The organism is Vibrio salilacus, assembly GCF_002811245.1.
In the GTDB taxonomy this organism is placed as follows: Bacteria; Pseudomonadota; Gammaproteobacteria; order Enterobacterales; family Vibrionaceae; genus Vibrio; species Vibrio salilacus.
Window position 1 is genome coordinate 56,283 of record NZ_NIVQ01000011.1, and the last position, 21,380, is coordinate 77,662.

Consider the following 21,380-nt stretch of genomic DNA (forward strand, 5'->3'; position numbering starts at 1 on the left):
CTATCTAATATGCCAATGGCGTCGCACTCGACGCATCAATAAGAACATCCACGGCCACAAAATGCAGTTAATTAGACCGCTCCATAACGAGACTGGATTAAATGTGACATCTTGAATCAGGTATTCGCCAAAGAAGATCAAAACATCCAATATTACCGATATCGTGCCAATAACAATCGCTTGCTGCCACAAGGCCACATTGCGTAAGACGAGAAAATTGAGCGCGACCAGATAAATGACAACCGACATCATCATGCCGCGAATACCTAGCGTTGAACCAAGTAGCAAATCCCACAATAAGCCCAACACCAAGGCTGAACCAACATTCACCCGATGCGGCAGAGCCAGCACCCAGTAACAAGTCACCAGTAGCAACCATGACGGACGCAGTAAGTCCAACATGCCTGGCCATGGAATGGTTTGCAGTGTCAGAGCAATCAAAAACGAGCCAGCAATGACAAGTTTACCTTTTAGTACACTATTTGCCATTGCAGTTACTCCTCAAGATTCTCAGGCAATACTTGTTGAATTTTCTCCTGACGAGAATCATTTGGCCAGATCAATAGCAGGTAACGCAGACGTTCAAAGTCGACCACAGGTTCGGCCTCAATCATGGCAAATTCGCGTGCCGTATCTCGCTCAACTTTCGCCACATGTGCCACCGGAAAACCTTCAGGGTAGATACCGCCTAAGCCCGAAGTGACTAATAGATCGCCTTCTTCGATATCGAGACTCATCGGAATATGGTCAAGATTAATACGATCGCTTTTTCCAGTGCCTGACGCAATCACTCGAATGTCGTTACGAATCACTTGTACTGGGATCGCACTCAAGCTATCGGTGAGTAACAGTACACGGCTATTGTGCGCCGAAACAAAGGTCACTTGACCAACAATGCCTTTCTCATTCGCCACAGGTTGGCCAATGTAAACACCATCAATCATACCTTTATCGATAACAACTTGGTGACGATAAGGTGAGGTATCTACCGCCATTACTTCCGTCACGACCTTGCGCTCATCGCGAATAAACGATGAACCCAATAACTTACGCAGTCTTTGGTTCTCTTCACGGTACTGATCAAGCAATAGCAGATCGTTTTTAAGGCGCAAAACTTCACGCTTTAGCACCCGAGTGCTTTCCATATAGTCTTGGCGTACGTTAAAGCGCTCGTAAGCACCATCAAACATGACCCGCGGAACATCGGCTAAGTACTGAATCGGCGCAACTAGGCTATTGAGTAAATAACGCACTTGAGCAAATGTACCTAAACGACTATCAGCCAGCATAAAGCTGGCTGATAGAATAATGGCAAAAAATAGGCGTAACTGAAGTGAAGGTCCCCGGCCAAAAATAGGCTTCATAAACTATGAGATCCTTATCTTACTGCTCTTGGCTTTCACCAAGAGAATTCGATTATTCTTCGCTAAACAGATCGCCACCATGCATGTCGATCATCTCTAGAGCTTTACCGCCACCACGTGCGACACACGTCAATGGCTCTTCAGCAATCACCACTGGGATCCCTGTCTCTTCGGTTAGAAGGCGATCGATATCTTTCAGTAGGGCACCACCACCTGTTAATACCATGCCGTTTTCAGAAATATCTGATGCCAACTCAGGTGGACATTGTTCTAGTGCTACCATAACGGCAGACACAATGCCCGTTAATGGCTCTTGCAACGCTTCAAGAATTTCGTTTGAGTTGAGGCTAAAGCTACGTGGTACACCTTCTGCAAGGTTACGTCCACGCACTTCGATCTCTTCGACTTCATCACCTGGATAAGCGGAACCGATCTCATGTTTGATCTTTTCAGCCGTCGCTTCACCAATCAAGCTGCCGTAATTACGACGAACATAATTAATAATCGCTTCATCAAAACGGTCACCACCGATACGGACTGACGATGAATAAACCACGCCATTGAGTGAGATGACCGCCACTTCCGTGGTACCACCACCGATGTCGACCACCATAGAACCTGTCGGTTCCGAGACACGTAAACCAGCACCGATCGCCGCCGCCATAGGCTCATCAATCAAATAAACTTCGCGCGCCCCGGCACCAAGCGCGGATTCACGAATAGCGCGACGTTCAACTTGAGTCGACCCACAAGGCACACAGACCAAAACGCGCGGGCTTGGTTTGAGTACACTGTTGTCGTGCACTTGCTTAATGAAGTGTTGCAGCATTTTTTCGGTCACATAAAAGTCGGCAATCACGCCATCTTTCATAGGACGAATCGCCGAAATATTCCCTGGCGTACGGCCTAACATTTGTTTAGCAGCATGACCAACCGCAGCAACGCTTTTGCCCGCGCTTTTACGGTCTTGACGGATGGCTACAACAGAAGGCTCGTCGAGGACAATACCCTGTCCTTTCACATAGATAAGAGTGTTGGCAGTACCTAAATCGATAGATAGGTCATTTGAAAATATGCCACGAAGTTTTTTGAACATATTCTTCGTTCGTCCTGAAAGAATTATAAGATAGAAAATTGCATTAAATGTACCAATGCCTTGCCATCACAGCAAGGCATTGATCACCAAACATGGGCTAAAACACGCAATTTCTAACCTTAGGCTAACTTAATGATTGAAATTGGCTTTTATTCGCGAGCACAACGCACTATGGTGCACTGTTTTCACGCCACCAAATAACGCGGTCGCTACCTCGGTACAATCCAAATTGTACTCGGCCCTCTTCGGTATTATCGTTGTCAAGATCACCATCATCATCTTTGTCTTCTCGTAGCCAAGGAACACCTTGAGTGCTCATATTATAGGTGGTGGTGATGCTACCATTGTTACCCGCTCCTGGCGGGCTAAATTCTATCCAAGACTCGCCTCTACTTATTATCGAAGAGGTTAGATTAGCATTAACTTCTGGTTGAGTAGGATTGCCTGAAACCACGACTGTATAGTCATCCGAGGTGAGTTCAAAGCTGCTAATGCTCCCTAAGTTAGTGCATGAATCATCGATATTGGTTTCGAAGCTAGCATCTTTATATTGCTGTATTGCTAATTTTTGCCTTAGCGTTGTTAAGTCAGAACCATAGGTATCATGGATAACTAAACGCCCCCAGCGAAGTTGCATGCTTGCGTCTACATTATCAAAGCTAATGCCTTGACAGTCGCTCTCTTGATCTGAATCAGCCGTTTTGAAGCAAACGCCATCTGAGTCTTTGAGATCATTTTTGTCCAAAACAAGTTGGAAACTAGCCGTAAACGGATTAATTGGCGTAGCTGGTTTGTCGTAGACCATCACTTCGTTGTTTAGTGCAATAGCACTCGAATTTGACTGTACTCTTACAACTGTGGGAGCGGGATTACTCGTCGTATCTAAACTTATGTTTACACCATTGGCATCAAGATAGTTTCTATTTCCCCAATCATTGTTATAACGCCACCAGTCGTCGATAAGATAGTTACTAATGTCAGAACCATCGACTGTTTTGGGATTGAGCGCTAATTGTGGCTCATCTGAGTAGCCAAATGGCTGACCAATATAGTTAAAACTGCCACAAAAGGCTTCTAACTTAGGCTCTTTATCTTGTACCTTCGACACCGCTAAATAAGCAGGGATAAAGCGACCGATATTGCCACTAACACCCAAAGCAATCTCTCTATTAGTACTTCCATAGAATGGAGCTTGAGGCTCCGCGGTGAAATCAAATACCCCAACCTCAGAAACCGACTGTGTGACACTATTAGTACCATTCAAAATCGGAGCATGGTTGTAAGAGGTTGCAGTGATGCTTCCTTCGCTTCCTGTTGACGGCTCAACCAAACTATGGCTGATGGTAATCCCACTATGTTTGTAGTTGGGCGTCACGTCATCTTCTTGATTGTAAGCCGTCACCTTAAGCGTAAACTCTTCCCCTGCTTTGGCAAAGACATCACAATTAGTATCCGCACTACTGCAGGATCCGGTTCCACTATCCGAATTTTCAGCTGTAACTGTCAGGTATTTAGGAAAACTGACGAAATTAGCACTTCCGGTTAGCGCTAGCTCTTGTTCATCACCGGTACCGATGAATGTTGCATTAAGCTGTACATGCCCTGCATCATCATAATTGAGTTCAACAGATGCTTGACCTGTGCTATCAAAATCTAAGCTAAAATTTGTCGCAGAAGGTTCATCGTCACCGATATCTTGCTCTGTGCCAGAGGCATTAATAGACACCTTAGGAGTACCGATTAACTCTGCACCCGCAGGATCGATGTACTGACTCCAAAGATCAACGCTTTTGGTCTGATTAGCAAACCTCGCGACACACTGATCGGCACTGCTGCCCTGCTGGACAGCTTTGATTGTCGCAGTAACCGCTTCCGCTGCATACTTATCTGGGACATCAACTAAAAAGCCACTTTCCGTAAACAAAACATCACAATTGTCTGCACTCCAGTTGCCATTACCCGTCGAGCACAAGTTTTCAGAGAAAGGCCGTGCCGTCGGTGTCGAGCCCGACACATCTAGCGTTACGATTCCCGGTTGGTTTTTACGAATAAAAAATGTCCCTGAACCACCAGAAAATGTCTTAACGTTGCCACCGACCCAGCCCCCACCGCCCGTTATGGAGGCGGGAGAGAGTGTCGCTGTCACTGTTCCGGTATATTGTTCGCTACATGTTGCATTCATACACGCTGTGATCACAACCTCTTCTTGACTACAAGTTGGCTCTTGCCCTGAATGCGCAATACGAAAATGATCAACCTGCTCCCCGACGTCACGAGACTTCAAGGCACAAACCTTAAAGTTTTCAATCTCATGGTTATTAACTGATCCACCCGTTGAGCCTGCAAGAGAAAGTAAGAACTCTTCGGGTGTCGCACCTTGATTAGGATTCGATAACACATTAAACCAATCGATAACTGTCTGCATATTGCCATTCACCAGACGATCCACACGAACATAAACCGCGTTATTATTTCGTGAATCGATGGTGATGAAATAGCGATGACCAGGACCTGGCCCCGGGAAAGAACAGCCCCACCATTGACAAGTACGACGTACATCCAGCTTGGGGTTCAAATTAGCGGCAGTTCCTACTAGATAGCGGTAACTTGCGGCTTCAGAGCCTCGAATAGCAACGGCTTGGCGACGAAAACCAGGCCCTCCGACTCTTCCCTCTGTTGGGTTGGAGTAATTTCCCCATTCATCCAAACCAACTCCAAGCCAACCTCCAGCAAACCCCGGCTTAATTGGGTTGGAACTTGTGGTAGGTGCATACCCTAAAGAGCCGCCAAAACCACCTGTTCTGGGAATAATCTCGGCATCCGAAAAAATCACCGACACCCCATCTGCACCATTACCGGTTAAATTCGCCCACGCATAGTAATCAAACTCAACAGTAACTAAGTTGCCAGCCGCCGGAAAAATTCGTTGATAAGTCACAGCGGTCGCTTGGTTTCCAATAGCCTCGGTAAGACGCAAGCGGTCACTAACTATTCTCGGTGTAAAGTTACCAGTACTGGTAAAAGGTACCCAGCTTTGCCCCAGACTTGAGCGATTAAAATCATCGCTAAAGCAAGTATAGCCTTGTTGTTCAAATTGATTAATACGACTCGAACCCGACATAGTTAATTGCTTTGCGGTCACTCGGCCATTTAATACTGAATTATTATTTAAGGTCAGTTGATCTGCAGCATAAATATATCCATTTACAATACTTTGATTATTCAATGAGATACTACCATAAGCGACAATCGTCAAATTGCCCGTAGATGTTGCATTGAGTTGACTGCCAGAGATTTCGGTATTACCTAAAATAAAAATCCGTACATCACCATCAATGACCAATTGACTATTTTGGACGAAATTTGCTGACTCAAACCAATAATCTCCACTGGTTAAAATTGCTTTGGCATTTTGATTTAGTTGAAAATTTTTGATTCGATATCCATTATTGTTTGGCAAAAATGTCAGTTCACATCCACTGGTTAAATTAACTTGATTGAGCGTATTTATTGACGTGGATTGAGTGGTTGAACATCCAATATTTTCATTCGAATTCCAATTGGGGAAAGAATTTGGCCCCGTAAGAGACAAAGACGGTGTTGATAAACTCCCCGTGACCACACATTGCTGACCATCACAACCATTACTAGGTAATCCAGCCCCAAGGTTAGAAGAACAAAACGCTAATGCCTGACCACCTGTTCCCGTTATTTTGGCTGAGTTATTTTGTGTAAATTGCGGATTGGGCGCATCACTGCAACTACCATGACCTTGAGCTACGCTCGGGAAATAAATGGTTTGATCGATATTCTGAAACGACCAAGCGCAAGCAGGCAGCAGTACCAAACACCCCACGAGCGTTTTAACTAACGATCTATTCACTTTTCACCCCCACTTCAATAACTCGCTGCAACGTCCAATCGCCAGCTTGACAACGCCCGGTTGACGTCAGTTGATGAACAGTACGGCCATCATCCATATCGCCCACTGAGTTACATTCAACTTGTGCGCTACATTGCGCTAATCCTTCACCTTCAAACGTGAGTGATTGTACAGAATTAGTATGGCAACTGCCGTCGGTTGTCGTTTGATAAAAACGACTCAGTTCAACGTTGATCGCCGAACGCGCCGCCATTTCGGCGCGAGTGCCTATCACCATCGATACCAACTGTTGGCTATTGCGCTGTTGATTGCGGTTAGCGACCGAGGCAACAAAGCCGACCACCACAATGATAAAGATGACCAACACTAAGCCGCTGCCTTGCTGTTTACGGCGTGTTGTAGATAAGCGCATCATGGTCAAACCTCACCTCTTCACCGCGGTCGGAAAATGTCAGTTCAATTTTCACTAAGCCATTGCGTTGTAGCTCTGGCTGTGTGACGTGAAAATTGGCTTGGCTAATGTTTTCAGCCATCAATACTGGAGTGCCAAGCTGTTCAGGGCTGAGCGCACTGCGATTAAGCGCGTAATCCGCATAACGATAAATCCGACTGTTCTGATAACAAAAAGCCACTGGCGTGCGATAAAAATAAACTCGCTTAGCTGGCGATTGAATCTCAAACCCCGTCGGTTGCGTCAAGACTACATCGACCATGCTTGTGTTGTTGGGTGATGTAAAATCCACATCCGCGTTTACTTGCGCTGTTTGTCCGCTGGCACTTGGCGTTTGACGTAGCGAAGCGGCGTTGGTTGGAAACACGACCAGACGATCGCCATTGAGTACCTTTTTGTCGATCGGTAACAACCGTACCGCAGCCGAAGGCGATTGCACGGTTGGCAGCTCACTGTAGATCGCGCTGTCAGTGATCGGTAAAAACTCAATGCAACCATTTTCCACCATCACGCTGTTTGGCACCGCTTCACGCAATTCTCGGCTCAGCCGCTCAGTAACAAAGCGCCCTTGTTGGATCAAAGCTTCACGGGCGGTGGTATCAACATAAATACCCATACTTTGGCGGATCACAGAGCCTAAAAATAGCCCGACCACCGACAACAGAATAATCGTAATCACCATTTCCATTAAGGTAAAACCACGCGCCATCAGTAGTTCCCCTTAATGGCGGCAAACGGGTAGCGATTGCCTTGTGAATCAATAATCACCACCTTGATGCGTTTATAATGGCTGAGCTGATTAGCATTAACGCCTGTAAACTGACCGCTATTATCCTGCTCATAAAAGACATTAACGGTAACAGTAAAATTACGATAACTGCTATCAAGAGGTTGACCAAGCACGTCTTGAATCGGCCTTGGTGTAGCCGTGATAAAGTCGTCCACATCGTTAAATTCGGTAGTCATCGATTCACCATCATCGCCCAGTTCAGACGGTGCGCTACATAACTGCCTATCTGTCGTAGCCACAATCACACACTCTGGTAAGCCGCCATTGGGGCCTGAATTGCGGTCAAACTGACGCCCCAAAATTTCATCCAATACCGCTCTGCCCAGCTCAGCGGCTTTGACCGCAATCACCTGCTCGGCGCTCTGCTGCGAACGCGGGTAAAGGGCCGCCGCCAAGCCAGTAATCGCAATCGCGGTGATGGTGATAACAATGATCATTTCCACCAGGGTAAAGCCACGCGTTCGGTTAATTGGCTTAACAGGCATAGATATAGCCCTCAGTATTGATGCATACTTGGCGCTGATCGCTTGCACTGGAAATCATTACGGTACAGAGTGAAGTGGTGCATTGAGCGGCGCGGCCTAGAGAGTCAAAATCAAGATAACCATTAGGTGTAGAAAGGGTTAACGTTACACCACTTGGCACAGTAACTAACGAGACATCATTAGCCAACTCACTGCTACAAATCTCTGGTGTTTCGGGCTGCAAAGGCTTCACTTGCCCGGTTTGATTAGCGGTTACTAACCAACGATTACAATAACCCGTGCGCTGCATGGCGCGGTTTTGGGTTAGACGCAATGAGGCTAACACTTCGCTTTGTGTAGTCACGCTTGAAAAACCAGACGTTCCAGAATAACGACTGGCGGCATAAGCAGATAGAATACCGAGCAAGAGAATAACGACAATCAGCTCGACCAGAGTAAAGCCAGTATGTTTTAAGCGCGCCATAGTGAAACAACCCGAAACCACAATACGGTTAAGTATAACCTAACCAGGTTTGCCACTGTTGTTTTTTAAGGAAATTTGAGAGGCGTTGAGGGTAAAAAACGGATACGAAAAAGGCCAGCGATGCTGGCCTCAGAATTGTTACTCACAGTCATCTGTACCTACAGCAACTAATGCCGGTGTATTAGCATTAGCGGCTTGAGTGTACTTAACACAATTAGCCGTAAAGTTTTCGATACCAAATGTCGCTTCAGCAGGATCTGAATTTGCCACTTCCTGTATAAATACAAAATCACCATCCCCCAAACCTGTAACAATAGCTTCGATATCCGCTTGAGTAGCTTGAGGATAACCAAAGGCTGTATTAACATTTACATTGCTCATTGTCACAGAAGCACTGGATACAGCCTCTTCCCCTTCAATCGCTGATTTACCGTAAACAATTCCCGCAGCTCCTTGCATTGCACCGGCGAGGCCTTCAAGAGTTGCTTTACGCGCGTCATCTTGAATATTCAAAAAACGGGGCGCTGCTGTTACTGCTAAAATACCTAAAATAACTATCACCACCACCAATTCGATTAGGGTGAAACCGCCTTGTCTTTTCATATTATCTCTCTCTCTTGATTGACTATTTGCAGTACTACTGCAAGGTTACGGTCACACGACCTGTTTCAATTTCATACACAAACTGATGATCGCTGTTACCCTCTTTTTGCGTGTAAGTGCAAGTGGCATCACCGTCGTTTGCTTCTGCTGTATACTTGATATCCGAGTTGCTCGCTGTGTTAGCTGTCGTCCCCACTCGTGGCGGATTTTGCAATAAGTTATCCATCAAATCGATGCACGCCTGGTCAGTCAGTGACGTCGGAAACGTGCTATTGTCGAGGTTGACGGCATAAGGGTAACCATCACGAAAATTGCCATTGCTTTGATCGGCGCTGGTCAACCAAAAGTTCACCCCATCGTAATTGATACTATTGCGCGCCACGCCATTAATAGTCAGCGAAGGTCTTGCTTGTGCTTCCCACTGAGCACGCGCAGATAACACGCCTGTCGCGTATCCCCCTGCGACCCCTTCAATACTGGCCTTTTTCGCTTCATCGGTCACATCAAGAAAACGCGGCAGCGCAGCAACGGCGAGTAGTCCAACCACTACAATCACCACCACTAACTCAACCAGAGTAAAACCCGTTTGCTTATTTGCCATAGTGTAACAACCCGTTAGTTTCTACTCCGTATTATACGGAGGTTATATGATTTCGCTATATGTCATACGTCAATAAACCGACTAAATTAAGAGGCCAACTTTTGCTGAAAAGTGATTATCAATCAGACTAATAGCAATAAATCCATTGTGATTATAGTGATACAAACAACGATAATGACCCACTATCGATTCATTGGTAATCTCAAGTGGCTGACTACCAAGTAACTCTGTTTCTGGATACAAAAGCTCAAGCCAATGTTGACAGTCCACTTGCGATTGATGATTAACAGGCGTTACCCACCCTGTATTAGTGTAGTTCAGCCTTTGTGATCCTATTTTGAGGCTAGTGGGTTGTTTTGCAAGTAGCCATTGTTGTTTGTAATAACTTGCCCGTTCATTTATGCGCTGATTAGCCAATTGCAACGCTGATTTACTGGCTTGTTGTTCCACCGCTTGCCATGCAAACAGAAAGCTCATCACCAAAAAGGTCAGCAGCAATAACCAAATAACTAACCTAGATTTCTGAACATTATCGCCACTAGCCTTTAATTGCATCTAACATGCCCCACATTGGCAAGAAAATCCCGAGCGCCAGTATCAGCACCATCGCGGCGACAATCACTAATAAAATTGGCTCAATACGAGCGGTTAAGGTTTTTAAATCGTAATCGACTTCACGATCGTAAAAATCCGACACTTCTAATAGCAGCTCGTCGATTCGCCCTGTCTCTTCCCCAACACTGATCATTTGAATCACCAACGGTGTAAACACCCCACTGTTAATCGCCGTCGATGAGATGGTCCCGCCCGCTTCAATCGAGGCTTTCATCTCTAATAATCGATTCTCAAGGTATTTATTGCCAAGCGCTTCAGCCGATAGCGCGAGCGATTGGTTTAGTGGTACGCCGGCTTTGAGCATTAAGGCAAAGGTACGCGAAAAACGCGACAACTGAGCCCGATTAACCAGTTCGCCCACCACTGGCATGCGTAAGCGGAATTTATCCCATTTTTCTCGCCCTGCCGCGGTGTTAATCCAAGCCTTAAAACCAAACAGACCCGCCACTATCACCACGACCATCATCAGCCAATAGTTGACAAAAAATTCAGAGGTCGTGATCAAGATCTTAGTTGGCAGAGGGAGATCGACCCCAAAGCGCGCAAACATACTGGAAAACTGCGGAATGACTTTAACGTTTAAAATAAACAGCGCCACAAGGACAAAACTGATCACAAAGGTTGGATAACGCATCGCGGTTTTGATCCGTTTACGCGTTTCGACTTCTTGCTCGTAGTAATGAGCCAGTTGCAGCAGCGCTTGATCTAGCCGACCGGTATTTTCGCCAACGTGGATCATCGAGACAAACAGCGGGCTGAATACTTTAGGAAACATCTGCATCGAGCTCGATAGGCTGCGGCCATTGGTCAGTTCCTGAGTGACATCTTGCAAGGCTTCTTGCAGCTGTTTACTGGTACTATTTTGACTGAGCCCCTTCATGGAACGCAGTAAAGGTACGCCAGCCTTGGTCAAACTGTAAAGCTGGCGACAAAAAATCACCAGAGCTTCAAGAGGCAGAGCCGGGGTCAACAAGGCTTTGATATCAATACGGAAACGGCCACCTTGGCCACCTAATTGTATTGAAATGGGGATAATGCCTTTATTCATCAACTGTTCGACCACGACCTCTTGCGTCGGAGCATCGATAACTCCAGACGTTGCGCTTCCGTCTGCATGGCGGCCCTGATAATTAAACGTCGGCATAGCTCACCTTAGAGATAGATTGCTTGTATAAAACCAGATGAGTCCCCTTCACCTAAACTCATCACTTCACCTAAACTGACCACGCCTTGCATCGCCAATTCCATCGCAGACGCGAGTAGCGGTTTATACTCTTCTGATTGGCGTGCCACACGTGCAAAGCCGACCGCATCATTGGCGCGCAACATATCCATCATTTCCAGATTGAGTTCGAGCATTTCAAACACACCAATCCGGCCGCTGTATCCAGTGAGATTACAGTTTTGACACCCTCTTCCAACCGAAAAAGTATCGTTGACCTGATTGGGAAAACGCTGTGCAAGCCACTGCTTACTGCTGTCATCCAACGCGTGTTCGGTTTTACAATCTGGGCACACTTTACGCACCAAGCGCTGCGCAACAACCGCACGTACCGCACTTGCCACCAAATAGCCGGGAGCGCCCATGTCCATCATTCGAAGGGCACTGTCTACCGCATCGTTAGTGTGCAACGTACTCAGGACCAAGTGACCTGTTAGCGCCGCACGCAAACCGATTTCAACCGTTTCTTGGTCGCGCATCTCACCAACCAAAATGATGTCGGGATCCTGACGAAGAAAGGTTCGCAGAACAGTAGAAAAGTCTAAGTTAATTTTAGGGTTAACCTGCACCTGATTGACACGCGGCAAACGATATTCAACCGGGTCTTCTGCGGTAATGATTTTTTTACTCGGTTGGTTGAGTTCGGTTAACGCGCCATACAAAGTGGTGGTTTTGCCTGAACCGGTAGGCCCTGTCACTAAGATCATGCCATGCGGACGTTTGAGTTGATGGCGTAATCGCATCAGCAAATCGGCAGGTAGACCTGACTGCTCTAACTTACGTACTCCGGCCGATTGGTTGAGGAGACGCATCACGACCGACTCACCGTATTGCACTGGCATAGTCGACATACGAATATCGACTGACTGACCTTTGCTGCGGATATTAAATCGGCCATCTTGTGGTAAACGTTTTTCCGAAATATCGAGATTGGCCATCAGCTTGAGCCTTAACACTAAAGCCGACGCAATATTGACCTCATTAAGCAACGTCTCATGCAAGATGCCATCAATCCTTTGCCGCAAACGCAACACATTGGCGTCAGGTTCAATATGAATGTCAGAAGCTCCGACTTGAATCGCATCTTCAAATAGAGAGTTAATCAACTTTACAACGGTAACGTCTTCGCTGTCATTGCCTTCAACATTAAAATCAAACGCATCGGTAATTTGGTGCTCAGCTTGCAATTGCTCGGCAAACGAGGCGATCTCTTTGGTGCGGCGATAATAGCGATCAAAACCATCAACCAACTGTTTTTCTGGTGTAATGACAAATTCAATACGGTATTGAGCCAGTTGCGCCAATAATGCCTCTTGAGCAAACAAATCCGCCGGATCACTCATGGCGACGCGTAAAGTGTCTCCTTGCCGACCAATAACCAGTGCGCGTAAACGGCGCGCATGTACCTCTGGTAACAGTTGTACGGCATCAATATCGACATTCGCACGACTCAAGTCAATCAGTGGGATCTCTAATTGCTGCGAGAGAAAGCTCAGCATTTGATGTTCAGTCAGAAAGCCAAGCTCAATAAGGGTTGCCCCCAACTTACGTCCGGTCGACTTTTGTGCGCTCAGTGCCTGTTCAACCTGCTGCTCGGTAATAATGCCCTCTTCGACGAGCAAATCACCCAGTCGCTTACGGAGTTGAATTTTCATTGCGGTTGCTCCTCTAAGCGACCAATGAGTGCTAAACGGTCACGGATAAACTGTTGAGACTGACTGGATACCCCTAACTTAGTCAGCGCCTGACGATAAGATGATTTCGCAGCCGCCAGATCAAAAGCTCGCTCCTGCTGGATTGCTAGCCCCAACCACCAACGGCCACTTTGCGGCTCTCGCTCAACCAACTGGGAGTAACTCTCTAGCGCCAGTTGATCTTGTTTCTGTTTTTGCGCCAATGCTGCGCGCAAAGACAAATACTCTATCGACGCCTGCTCTGGTAACGCGATCAGTACCGTTAAAGCGGCTGGGTTTTGCTGCTCTTTGAGCAACATTTTTGCTAGCGCGAGACGCAAATCAATATTGTCATTGTTTAACGCAATGCCTTTTTGTAAGGTTTCCGCCGCTTTACGCACCTCGCCTTTTCCGTAATAAAGCGCCGCGAGCCACTGGCGAATATCGCTATCGTTTGGTGTATAACGCAATGCTTGATGGTAAGCGTCTAACGCCTGAGAGAGATTATTGCTATCAAGCGCTTTTTTCGCGCGCTCAGAGGCCTTATCTGCCAGTTGCTGCGGCGTGAGAGCAACGTGTTCAATCACGACCTGCCCCTGCTTTGCTTGCGAGGCGGCAACCTTATTGGTTGAGGCACTGACAAGCGTGTGGTTGACCGACGATTCCACCACTTGCGGTTGAGCGTATGGCTGCATTTTTGCTATCGGCGCGCTTGGAGAATGAGATTGCACGGCTTTGATTGGCGCAGATTCTGGTTGACTAGGCTTAGACGTAGCAAGCGGATCATTTGACGCTACATACATGGGTGACGAAATCACCGATGTTTTACTGGTCGGTGATACATTACCAGTGGCAAGCACCTCAACAGGTTCAAAATGGTAAAGAGGTGCAGATGGCGCTTGTTGAGAAATAGCCCAACCACCGACGGCTAAGCTGGCCGTAAAGCTGACGACTACCCACGCCACAATACGAGTCGATTTAACTGGCTTAACCTCGGCTTTGACCAGCACGCTATCGGTACTGGCACTGTTCGTCGATAGATCTGCCAACGCACGATTGATCGCACTCATAGGTTAACTCCATCCCCATAGCCATGGGCTTTTGAATTTAGGCTTACAACTGTCATAGGTGTCATGTATCGCTCGATATAACTGTGAATTATTGATGACTTTGGTTTGATCTCGGCAGGCCAAAACCAAGCTTTTATGACATATCTGATTGATCAAACGTGGATAGCCCAAACTGGCCCGCCACAGTGCTTTTTTGTGGTGGAGCGTAAACAAACCAGTGTTACCACCAACTTTATTGATGCGATTATCCACATAAGCCACAACCTCATCTAAGCTCAACCCACGCAGATAAGCGCTAAAGGTGATACGTTGACGCAGTTGGCGCAGGTGATGCTGAGTTAAACGTTGGTCCAATTCCGGTTGGCCCAACAATACAATTTGCAGCAACTTTTGTTGTTCGGTTTCTAAATTGCCAAACAGGCGTAACACCTCTAAGGCCTCATCACTTAACGCCTGCGCCTCATCTACCAAGACAACCACTTGCTTACCTTGCTTCGCCAGTGCAAGTAGTTTGTGTTGAATATGATTAACCAGTGTATTTGGCTCGACTTGGGTGATGCCCAACTCATTGGCAACCGTTGCTCTCAACTGCTCACCACTCAGAGCCGGGTTGGGCAAAAAGACTAACTGAACGTGCTCGGCAATATGCCTAATAATAACCCGGCAAATCATAGTTTTACCTGAACCTACTTCGCCAGTAATCTTAATCAACCCCTCGCCCATATCAAGCGCACCAAGCACGGTTTGAATCGCCTCATAGTGCGGGGCCAGCCCCAAAAACATCTCTGTGTCTGGCGTTAGGTGAAAAGGAAAAGTGGCGAAACCAAAATGCTCAAGATACATGCAATTATTGCTCGTCTGGGAACCATTCTTGCAGTAGGTCGCGCGATCGTTCGAGCTCTTTTTGCCATGTGTTAACCCCAACTACCGAAGGCTTAAGCAAAATCACCAACTCCGTTTTTTCCGTATATTGGTTGGTGTTCCTAAATAGATGCCCTAAGCCAGGTATGTCGCCCAAAAACGGGATTTTAGATACTCTGTCTAGGGTGGCCGACTTCATGAGACCGCCGATCACAACCACATCACCATCTTGAGCGCGAATCACTGAGTCTGATTCACGAATTGAGCTGGTAGCTAATGGTAAGGTTAAGTTGGTCTCACCATAGTTAATACTTTTATTCTCTTGCTGAACATCAATGACCGCTGGGTGAACATGTAATAAAACATTGCCCTGATCATCGATTTGCGGCGTTACATCAAGGGAGATACCCGAAAAGAAAGGCGTTAATTCAATATCAGTAGTGGTATTGCTGCTCGTATTGCCGGTGTCGGTATTTGACGAGAAGTCAGTGACAAAATAGCTGTCCGTGCCGACTTTAATCACCGCTTTTTGGTTATTAGAAGCCGTTACTCTTGGGCTAGACAGAACATTGAGATCGCCCTGGGTTGCCATAAAGCTCAACACGGCTTCAAAGCTACCACCTGAAATAACGGCGTTAGATTGCCCGCCAAGCAAGCTACCAATAGCATTAAGCCCAGGTAAAGGTAGAGCCAAAGGAGAACCATTAGTATCTTTGATAACAGAACCTTGGCCTAAGGTATAATTTGTGCCGTTTGACGAAAAGGCTTTTGACCAGTTGATACCTTGTTGATAGCCGTCACTCAGGGTGACTTCTAATATTTTCGCCTCAAGGATAACCTGACGATGCATTCTCTGTTGCGAGACACCCAAGAAATTACGTACTTCTCGAATCTCGTTAGGAAAAGCGCGCACCGTAATGACACTCGCTTGTGGAGTCACCACCACACTTTGCCCTTGATCCGAACCTATCAACTGAGTAACCGCTTGTTGCAACTGTGGCCAGAAGTCACTTTCGCTAGTGGTTTCGATTTCCGTGCCACCTTTAGTACTGCTATTGCTGCTCGATGAAGAGTTTGAACTGCTTGACGTGTTTGATGAACCAGATGAATTGCCATTACTCGAACCGCTTGCTGGATTCGTTACGGTCCCAGTCGAAATCGAGGTGACAGAACGACCTGTACGTTTAAATTGCAAATAGTCGACTGGCAGCGTAACTGTACGTAAACCAGCAGGGTAGACCTGAATAACATTGCCACTCTTGGTAATTTGATAGCCATACATATCTTCAATCACGCTCAACACTTCATCAAGCGACACATCATTGAGATTAGCAGTAATGGTTCCGCTCACACTAGGATGAACAGCGGCGCTATACGCCGTACCTTTGACTAAGCTGGTAAAAAATGCTTTCGCATCCACCTGATTTGCCTTAATACGAAAACGTTTGATCGAGTGTTGAGCGATCAACTCACCATTGCTGGTAGTTAATTCAGGCATCAGGTCGGCTTCAACGGACGCTGGCAGTTCATCTAATCGTAAACTGTTGTTTTGGTTAATCGCCTCGTTGAGCGCATTTTTGACTTCTATTGGATCGCGATGCCCCATCGAGCAACCGACTAACGTTGATACAATAGTGATAGCTATAGCGAATTTACGCATATGTTTTACTGACCTTACTGTTTCACTTCCAGAGGGAAGAGTTGTAATTTCCACGTTTTACCGCCACGCGTGAGGATAACGAGTTCTGGCTCAATGTGACGAACGGTGTAGCCCGAGACTCGCCCTCCAATAACCATAGATTGACCATTTAAAATCGCGTTGCAGTCACCAGATTGTGGGCAAACAATACTTTGCAGTTTGGGTAATGGAGCCACTTTGTTGACAGATTTATTGTCATTTGTTGCGGGCGCACTCCAGCCGAGAGGTGCCGTTGGATCTTGCTTGGCTTGAACAGCAACCGCGACCATCATTACAAGTGTTACGACAAGAAACCTAACCACTAATAAACTCCTGTCTGGTGCCCAAGGTATAAACCGTCAAAACTAATCGCGCTTGTGGATACGACTCCACTTGATAATCAAACTGACGCCAATAATAGTTTACTGGCATAGCTTCCAATGCTTCTAAATAATGGACGATGTCAAAATAACGCCCTGTCAACTCGATTCGAACCGGATGGATATAGTAGCCCGTCATGCCTTTATCCTCCGTGGCAGGAACAATCGGTTCCGCGGGCAAAGATTCCAGTGATACCAGACGTAACTGTTTTGAACCTAGTAACACCGATTCAAGTAATTGTGCCATTTCACTCGGAGTAATTAAGCTTTCAACCAGTTGAGCCAACTGTTGTGAACTTTGTTGGCTCTGTGCTATCAAACGTTCAATTTGTTTGTCTAACTCGCGATCCGGATCTTGATTCAACTGCGCTTGCATCCGTAGAATGTCGGCTTGCAATTGCTGCTCATTCAGCTTTGCATCAGATAACTGCAGGCTTAGCTGGTGATTTTTATTATAAACAGGCTCAACAACTAACGTCAGTAAACCGAAGATAATCGCCACTAATCCACATAAGCTAATCAGTCCTTTTTCTCGAGGGCTAAATTGCGTAAACTTCTCATTCCACCGCTGCCAATAACTCGCCATTAATTGCTCTCCCGCTGAGTTTTGAGCTCGAAAGTAATAATATCTTGTTCATTTCGGCCAATTTTGAGCTGTTCAAAGGTTCGTCCCACTAGACTCAACTCGTGTTTAAACTGATTTACCCAATTCGGAATCGCTTGTGGACTTTGAGCTAATCCAGTTAAATCAAGGCCGTTGCCATCAATTCGGATCGTCTGTAACGAAATATCATTGCGCCCTAACGTCGCGAGTGAACGCAGCACTGATGAGTACCCCACTTGCTGTGATTGAACGAATTTCTCAACCGCCGCCAACGCACTCTGGTTAGCATCTATCTCTAATTGTAGCCTAGCAATCGCCGCCTCTTTGGCTGCGCTCGGTTTATGCTGATTCAATTGCTCGGTTAGCTGAGTCATCTGTTGTTTAAATGCCGCTTGCTGGCGAGTGTGCTCAGCCAATTGCTGGGTTAAATCACGCTGTTGGTAATAGAGATTCGCTGCCACCACCACTAACAAGATCGCCGCGAATCCCCATCCTATCGCGATATTGGTCAGTGTAACGTATTCTTTTTTCGGCCTTAATTCTTCAGGAAAGAGGTTTATTTCAGCGTGGGGCAAGTTTTCGCACACGCGCACTAGAATTTCACCGGACCATTCGGCCTGCTCAGACAACCGCGCCGTTTTAACACTCAAACGTTGATTTAATGCTTCGACCATCTCTTGCTGCGACTCTTCATCACAACAGATCATCATTGTATGCAAAGGGGCAGAACGAAGCTGAGAGGAGAGATAATCAATCGAGCGCTGTAGTTCAAGAGCAATACCATCGAGCTGTAGCGCACTGCTTGCGACACCGGTTAATGGCGGTGTTATACCGCGCATCGTTCTTTGAAAAGCGCTTTGAGAATTAATAAACGCACTGACTCGAAACGCCCCTTGTTGGCTGCGTTGCAATAACAAGAAGTGACTCAACTCGCCCGCGGAATGGCCCCAGATTTCATCTTCAACCAAGACACGCTCAAGTTCGATAGATAGTGCCATCAGCGTTCGATATAACTGACTGACTAAACCTTTATCGACCACGTAAACTTGCAGCTTGTTATTGGTCGACAAATACATCGAGTCAATAATAACATCCGAGATTCGCTCACTAATGAGTTCTTTCAGCAAAAATGGCAGTGCCTGAGCTAACTCTTCCTCTGGCACATTAGGTTTGTCTATCTGATAAGTTTTATAAAGCGAAGAGTGTAATACCACATCCAATTTAACATGTGTGATAGTCAGCCCTTGCAGTGTGTCAGTCAGCACTTGTTGCCATGGCTGACCATTGAGCTCAACCTGACGCGGTAATTCACTGTGCAAAGAGGAAGAAAAAAACAACGCGCTCGGCTGCACAACCACATAGAGATGTGTCGAGGATTGCTCGCTGCGTTTAAACCTATTGATTATCGATTGAATGCTCATCTAATTCACTTTACTTTACGCCACCGGTTGCGACGACCGATTTGCACTTTATGTTCTGATGATTTTGCGGGAGGGAGCGACGCTTGCAGAGGCAATAACTGAGTTTCTTCACTCAAATAGCGCCCTTGTACTCCATGAATGCCTAATTGTACACTGGTGTGGTACTCGGCCTTATTATCCACCCCAACCGCAATCAGCTTAGTCGCTAGCCCTTCACACGCCCCAAGTAAACTTCTGACAAACAACTGATTTTCATCACGTTGATCGATTCTCTTTATCAAGCTACGGTGCAGTTTTAAATAGCTTACGGGTAAATCTTTGAGGTAATGCGTACTGACAATGGAGCGACCAGCTTGACCGACCGCGACCTGACAACCAAGCCCCACGATCATTTTGGTCACGGGTCGCATGTAATCAAGATGTTTAACCAAACGCGCTTCGGTGAATTCAAAGATCAACCGCTGACGCAAGCTGATGCTAAGCTGCAGAATTTCATCACGAAACCATTTAAAATACTCGCGTTCTGCAAAAGGTATCACATGCAAATTGATCGAGTAACTCTCTGAGCTATCAAATTGTTTTAAATGTCGCATAATGGCAGAAAAAGCAGCCTTATCGAGAACCCCTTCGTAACCTATGGATTCAATTGCTGAGTTGAACCTAGACGCTTTGATCACTCCCTTTTCTGGATCATTGATTCGTGCAAACAGCTCATGGTGCGCACAGAAAAGATCTTGATGTGAGTTAAGCAAATAACACGGCTGGGCAAAGATGTAGATATGTTCTGGTTTTAATGCCACATCAAAAAGTGTCCGCCAGCGAACGCTACCTCGTTCTTCTTGTTGCACATGGTGCTTATGAAAACGACTCCAAGTATTCATCCCTTGTAACTGAGCACTTTTCAATGCGGTTTCAGCTTCATCGATGATACGCCCTTGGCTTTCTCCTTCACGGTACATACTCACGCCAATGTGCACCCAATTGTCAACATCGAGAGGCTGCGGTGGGGTGAGCTTAGTAAGCTGTTTCAGACATTGAGTGGCGATATGAGAGACATCTTTGCTCGATAAACTCGGCGCGAAAATAGCAAAGTCAGAGCTGTAGTAACGTGACAAAATGACGTCAGGAAAGCGTTGAATGATATTATTAAGCCCTTCACCCACATCCACCAAGAAGTCATTTGCGACCTGTTTCCCCTGCTCTTCTTCTATCTGCTCCCAATCATCAATCCGTAACATCAACACGCCGCCATGGGCGCCATTTTCAGACAGTGCCGCTTCCAGTTTACTATCAAATAGTACTCGATTAGCGGTCCCAGTCAGTTGGTCTAAAAAAGTTTGAGTTCGAATAAAGGTATCGAAACGACTGCGCTCTTGCCGCGCATCTTGTAACTCTTCAATTAATCGGTCTAACGCTTCACTGGCGGTATAAGGCCACTCTCGTTCATCGCCTTTGGCGTATTCTTCGACTCGGCCGGCTAAAATCATCCGTCCACGCTCTTCGAGCATTTCTGAGCCATACAATTGCTCTTTGAGCCACTTCAAACCACGCAGCAAACAAAACACCACTAAACCAATCGCGAGCGTGATCGACCACAACGCCTGCATTGAATAGCCAAAACCAATATAAGGGGGGATTGCTTTCAAGCGAATTTGGTAGTCGCGATTACGTTCTAGCGTGTACTCCACCTCATACAGCAACTCACTCGCCACTTTTGATGAAGTATCTTTGAAGCGATAAATTACACCATATGAAGAGAGCAACTCCATTTCAACAACACTTGAGGCTTGCAACATTTTTGGCATCCAACGCTGGAGAGAGTATGCCGCGTCAGGGTCTTCCATCTCTTTATCGACCACATCGACGATCCCTTGCAAAGAGTGGTCAAGATATTCCTGGCCTAATCGTTTGAACGATAAAGTGCCACCTAAGAACAGGATAAACATCGCGCTGATAACAATAACAGTTACAAACGCAACCAAGCGTGTACTCAGTTTTAAGGTAGGCGTGTACCTCATGAATGCAGAATTCCTTTTCTCAATCGATAATCTTCAGTTATTTCGCGGATGCTTTTAGCTTATAGAGATTAGTGTAGTCAACGACTTATACTCTCGGCGAGT

Annotated in this window: 20 protein-coding genes; all 20 read right to left on the reverse strand. The window is 46.3% G+C overall.

Going from position 1 to position 21,380, the window contains the following annotated elements:
- Nucleotides 1–489 carry a rod shape-determining protein MreD gene (mreD, locus tag CDZ87_RS09620; RefSeq protein ID WP_100753356.1) on the reverse strand — a complete coding sequence of 163 codons (489 nt, stop codon included), beginning with the start codon at nt 487–489 and terminating at the stop codon, nt 1–3.
- A gap of 5 nt (nt 490–494) precedes the next feature.
- Nucleotides 495–1,364, reverse strand: a complete 870-nt coding sequence (gene mreC, locus CDZ87_RS09625; RefSeq protein WP_100753357.1) for a rod shape-determining protein MreC — start codon at nt 1,362–1,364, stop codon at nt 495–497.
- Between the two features lie 52 nt (nt 1,365–1,416).
- The gene (locus tag CDZ87_RS09630) at nt 1,417–2,460 is read right to left on the reverse strand and encodes a rod shape-determining protein (protein WP_100753358.1); all 1,044 of its coding nucleotides are present in this window, start codon (nt 2,458–2,460) and stop codon (nt 1,417–1,419) included.
- 169 nt (nt 2,461–2,629) lie between these two features.
- Nucleotides 2,630–6,343 carry a DUF6701 domain-containing protein gene (locus CDZ87_RS09635; RefSeq protein WP_100753359.1) on the reverse strand — a complete coding sequence of 1,238 codons (3,714 nt, stop codon included), beginning with the start codon at nt 6,341–6,343 and terminating at the stop codon, nt 2,630–2,632.
- Nucleotides 6,336–6,758 carry an MSHA biogenesis protein MshP gene (locus CDZ87_RS09640; protein ID WP_100753360.1) on the reverse strand — a complete coding sequence of 141 codons (423 nt, stop codon included), beginning with the start codon at nt 6,756–6,758 and terminating at the stop codon, nt 6,336–6,338. The genes CDZ87_RS09635 and CDZ87_RS09640 overlap by 8 nt, the downstream gene beginning before the upstream one ends.
- Nucleotides 6,730–7,503: a PilW family protein gene (locus tag CDZ87_RS09645; RefSeq protein ID WP_100753361.1), complete on the reverse strand. Its 774-nt coding sequence runs from the start codon at nt 7,501–7,503 to the stop codon at nt 6,730–6,732. Before CDZ87_RS09645 ends, CDZ87_RS09640 begins: the two co-directional genes overlap by 29 nt.
- Nucleotides 7,503–8,069, reverse strand: a complete 567-nt coding sequence (locus CDZ87_RS09650; protein WP_100753362.1) for a prepilin-type N-terminal cleavage/methylation domain-containing protein — start codon at nt 8,067–8,069, stop codon at nt 7,503–7,505. Before CDZ87_RS09650 ends, CDZ87_RS09645 begins: the two co-directional genes overlap by 1 nt.
- Nucleotides 8,059–8,532, reverse strand: a complete 474-nt coding sequence (locus CDZ87_RS09655) for a type II secretion system protein (RefSeq protein WP_100753363.1) — start codon at nt 8,530–8,532, stop codon at nt 8,059–8,061. Before CDZ87_RS09655 ends, CDZ87_RS09650 begins: the two co-directional genes overlap by 11 nt.
- A 138-nt stretch (nt 8,533–8,670) precedes the next feature.
- Entirely contained in the window at nt 8,671–9,135 is a 465-nt protein-coding gene (locus CDZ87_RS09660) for a type II secretion system protein (RefSeq protein ID WP_100753364.1), read from the reverse strand.
- Nucleotides 9,136–9,169: 34 nt separating this feature from the next.
- Entirely contained in the window at nt 9,170–9,736 is a 567-nt protein-coding gene (locus CDZ87_RS09665; protein ID WP_100753365.1) for a prepilin-type N-terminal cleavage/methylation domain-containing protein, read from the reverse strand.
- Nucleotides 9,737–9,817: 81 nt separating this feature from the next.
- A complete protein-coding gene (locus CDZ87_RS09670) occupies nt 9,818–10,291 on the reverse strand; it encodes an MSHA biogenesis protein MshF (protein WP_100753366.1) in 474 nt (157 codons plus the stop codon).
- Nucleotides 10,275–11,495, reverse strand: coding sequence for a type II secretion system F family protein (locus tag CDZ87_RS09675; protein WP_100753367.1), 1,221 nt, complete (start codon nt 11,493–11,495; stop codon nt 10,275–10,277). Before CDZ87_RS09675 ends, CDZ87_RS09670 begins: the two co-directional genes overlap by 17 nt.
- An 8-nt stretch (nt 11,496–11,503) precedes the next feature.
- Entirely contained in the window at nt 11,504–13,228 is a 1,725-nt protein-coding gene (gene mshE / locus CDZ87_RS09680) for an MSHA fimbrial ATPase MshE (protein ID WP_100753368.1), read from the reverse strand.
- Nucleotides 13,225–14,316, reverse strand: a complete 1,092-nt coding sequence (locus CDZ87_RS09685; protein WP_100753369.1) for a tetratricopeptide repeat protein — start codon at nt 14,314–14,316, stop codon at nt 13,225–13,227. The genes mshE and CDZ87_RS09685 overlap by 4 nt, the downstream gene beginning before the upstream one ends.
- A 3-nt stretch (nt 14,317–14,319) precedes the next feature.
- Nucleotides 14,320–15,159, reverse strand: coding sequence for an ExeA family protein (locus CDZ87_RS09690; protein ID WP_100753370.1), 840 nt, complete (start codon nt 15,157–15,159; stop codon nt 14,320–14,322).
- Nucleotides 15,160–15,163: 4 nt separating this feature from the next.
- Nucleotides 15,164–16,837 (reverse strand): pilus (MSHA type) biogenesis protein MshL, encoded by a 1,674-nt coding sequence (gene mshL / locus CDZ87_RS09695; RefSeq protein WP_100753371.1) that lies wholly within the window; start codon nt 16,835–16,837, stop codon nt 15,164–15,166.
- 14 nt (nt 16,838–16,851) lie between these two features.
- Nucleotides 16,852–17,178, reverse strand: coding sequence for an MSHA biogenesis protein MshK (locus CDZ87_RS09700; RefSeq protein WP_100753372.1), 327 nt, complete (start codon nt 17,176–17,178; stop codon nt 16,852–16,854).
- A complete protein-coding gene (gene pilO, locus CDZ87_RS09705; RefSeq protein ID WP_100753373.1) occupies nt 17,171–17,821 on the reverse strand; it encodes a type 4a pilus biogenesis protein PilO in 651 nt (216 codons plus the stop codon). The genes CDZ87_RS09700 and pilO overlap by 8 nt, the downstream gene beginning before the upstream one ends.
- The gene (locus tag CDZ87_RS09710) at nt 17,821–19,260 is read right to left on the reverse strand and encodes an MSHA biogenesis protein MshI (protein ID WP_100753374.1); all 1,440 of its coding nucleotides are present in this window, start codon (nt 19,258–19,260) and stop codon (nt 17,821–17,823) included. Before CDZ87_RS09710 ends, pilO begins: the two co-directional genes overlap by 1 nt.
- A 5-nt stretch (nt 19,261–19,265) precedes the next feature.
- Complete coding sequence (gene csrD, locus CDZ87_RS09715) at nt 19,266–21,278, reverse strand: RNase E specificity factor CsrD (protein ID WP_100753375.1); 2,013 nt, start codon at nt 21,276–21,278, stop codon at nt 19,266–19,268.
- Between the last annotated feature and the right edge of the window lie 102 nt (nt 21,279–21,380).

What these genes read in the sequence shown, in the direction of transcription:
- CDZ87_RS09640 (WP_100753360.1), bottom strand. Translation starts at nt 6,758, where the DNA reads ATGATGCGCTTATCTACAACACGCCGTAAACAGCAAGGCAGCGGCTTA.
- pilO (WP_100753373.1), bottom strand. Translation starts at nt 17,821, where the DNA reads ATGGCGAGTTATTGGCAGCGGTGGAATGAGAAGTTTACGCAATTTAGC.
- CDZ87_RS09670 (WP_100753366.1), bottom strand. Translation starts at nt 10,291, where the DNA reads ATGCAATTAAAGGCTAGTGGCGATAATGTTCAGAAATCTAGGTTAGTT.
- mreC (WP_100753357.1), bottom strand. Translation starts at nt 1,364, where the DNA reads ATGAAGCCTATTTTTGGCCGGGGACCTTCACTTCAGTTACGCCTATTT.
- CDZ87_RS09685 (WP_100753369.1), bottom strand. Translation starts at nt 14,316, where the DNA reads ATGAGTGCGATCAATCGTGCGTTGGCAGATCTATCGACGAACAGTGCC.
- mshL (WP_100753371.1), bottom strand. Translation starts at nt 16,837, where the DNA reads ATGCGTAAATTCGCTATAGCTATCACTATTGTATCAACGTTAGTCGGT.
- CDZ87_RS09675 (WP_100753367.1), bottom strand. Translation starts at nt 11,495, where the DNA reads ATGCCGACGTTTAATTATCAGGGCCGCCATGCAGACGGAAGCGCAACG.
- csrD (WP_100753375.1), bottom strand. Translation starts at nt 21,278, where the DNA reads ATGAGGTACACGCCTACCTTAAAACTGAGTACACGCTTGGTTGCGTTT.
- CDZ87_RS09665 (WP_100753365.1), bottom strand. Translation starts at nt 9,736, where the DNA reads ATGGCAAATAAGCAAACGGGTTTTACTCTGGTTGAGTTAGTGGTGGTG.
- mshE (WP_100753368.1), bottom strand. Translation starts at nt 13,228, where the DNA reads ATGAAAATTCAACTCCGTAAGCGACTGGGTGATTTGCTCGTCGAAGAG.
- mreD (WP_100753356.1), bottom strand. Translation starts at nt 489, where the DNA reads ATGGCAAATAGTGTACTAAAAGGTAAACTTGTCATTGCTGGCTCGTTT.
- CDZ87_RS09710 (WP_100753374.1), bottom strand. Translation starts at nt 19,260, where the DNA reads ATGAGCATTCAATCGATAATCAATAGGTTTAAACGCAGCGAGCAATCC.
- CDZ87_RS09660 (WP_100753364.1), bottom strand. Translation starts at nt 9,135, where the DNA reads ATGAAAAGACAAGGCGGTTTCACCCTAATCGAATTGGTGGTGGTGATA.
- CDZ87_RS09655 (WP_100753363.1), bottom strand. Translation starts at nt 8,532, where the DNA reads ATGGCGCGCTTAAAACATACTGGCTTTACTCTGGTCGAGCTGATTGTC.
- CDZ87_RS09645 (WP_100753361.1), bottom strand. Translation starts at nt 7,503, where the DNA reads ATGGCGCGTGGTTTTACCTTAATGGAAATGGTGATTACGATTATTCTG.
- CDZ87_RS09630 (WP_100753358.1), bottom strand. Translation starts at nt 2,460, where the DNA reads ATGTTCAAAAAACTTCGTGGCATATTTTCAAATGACCTATCTATCGAT.
- CDZ87_RS09650 (WP_100753362.1), bottom strand. Translation starts at nt 8,069, where the DNA reads ATGCCTGTTAAGCCAATTAACCGAACGCGTGGCTTTACCCTGGTGGAA.
- CDZ87_RS09690 (WP_100753370.1), bottom strand. Translation starts at nt 15,159, where the DNA reads ATGTATCTTGAGCATTTTGGTTTCGCCACTTTTCCTTTTCACCTAACG.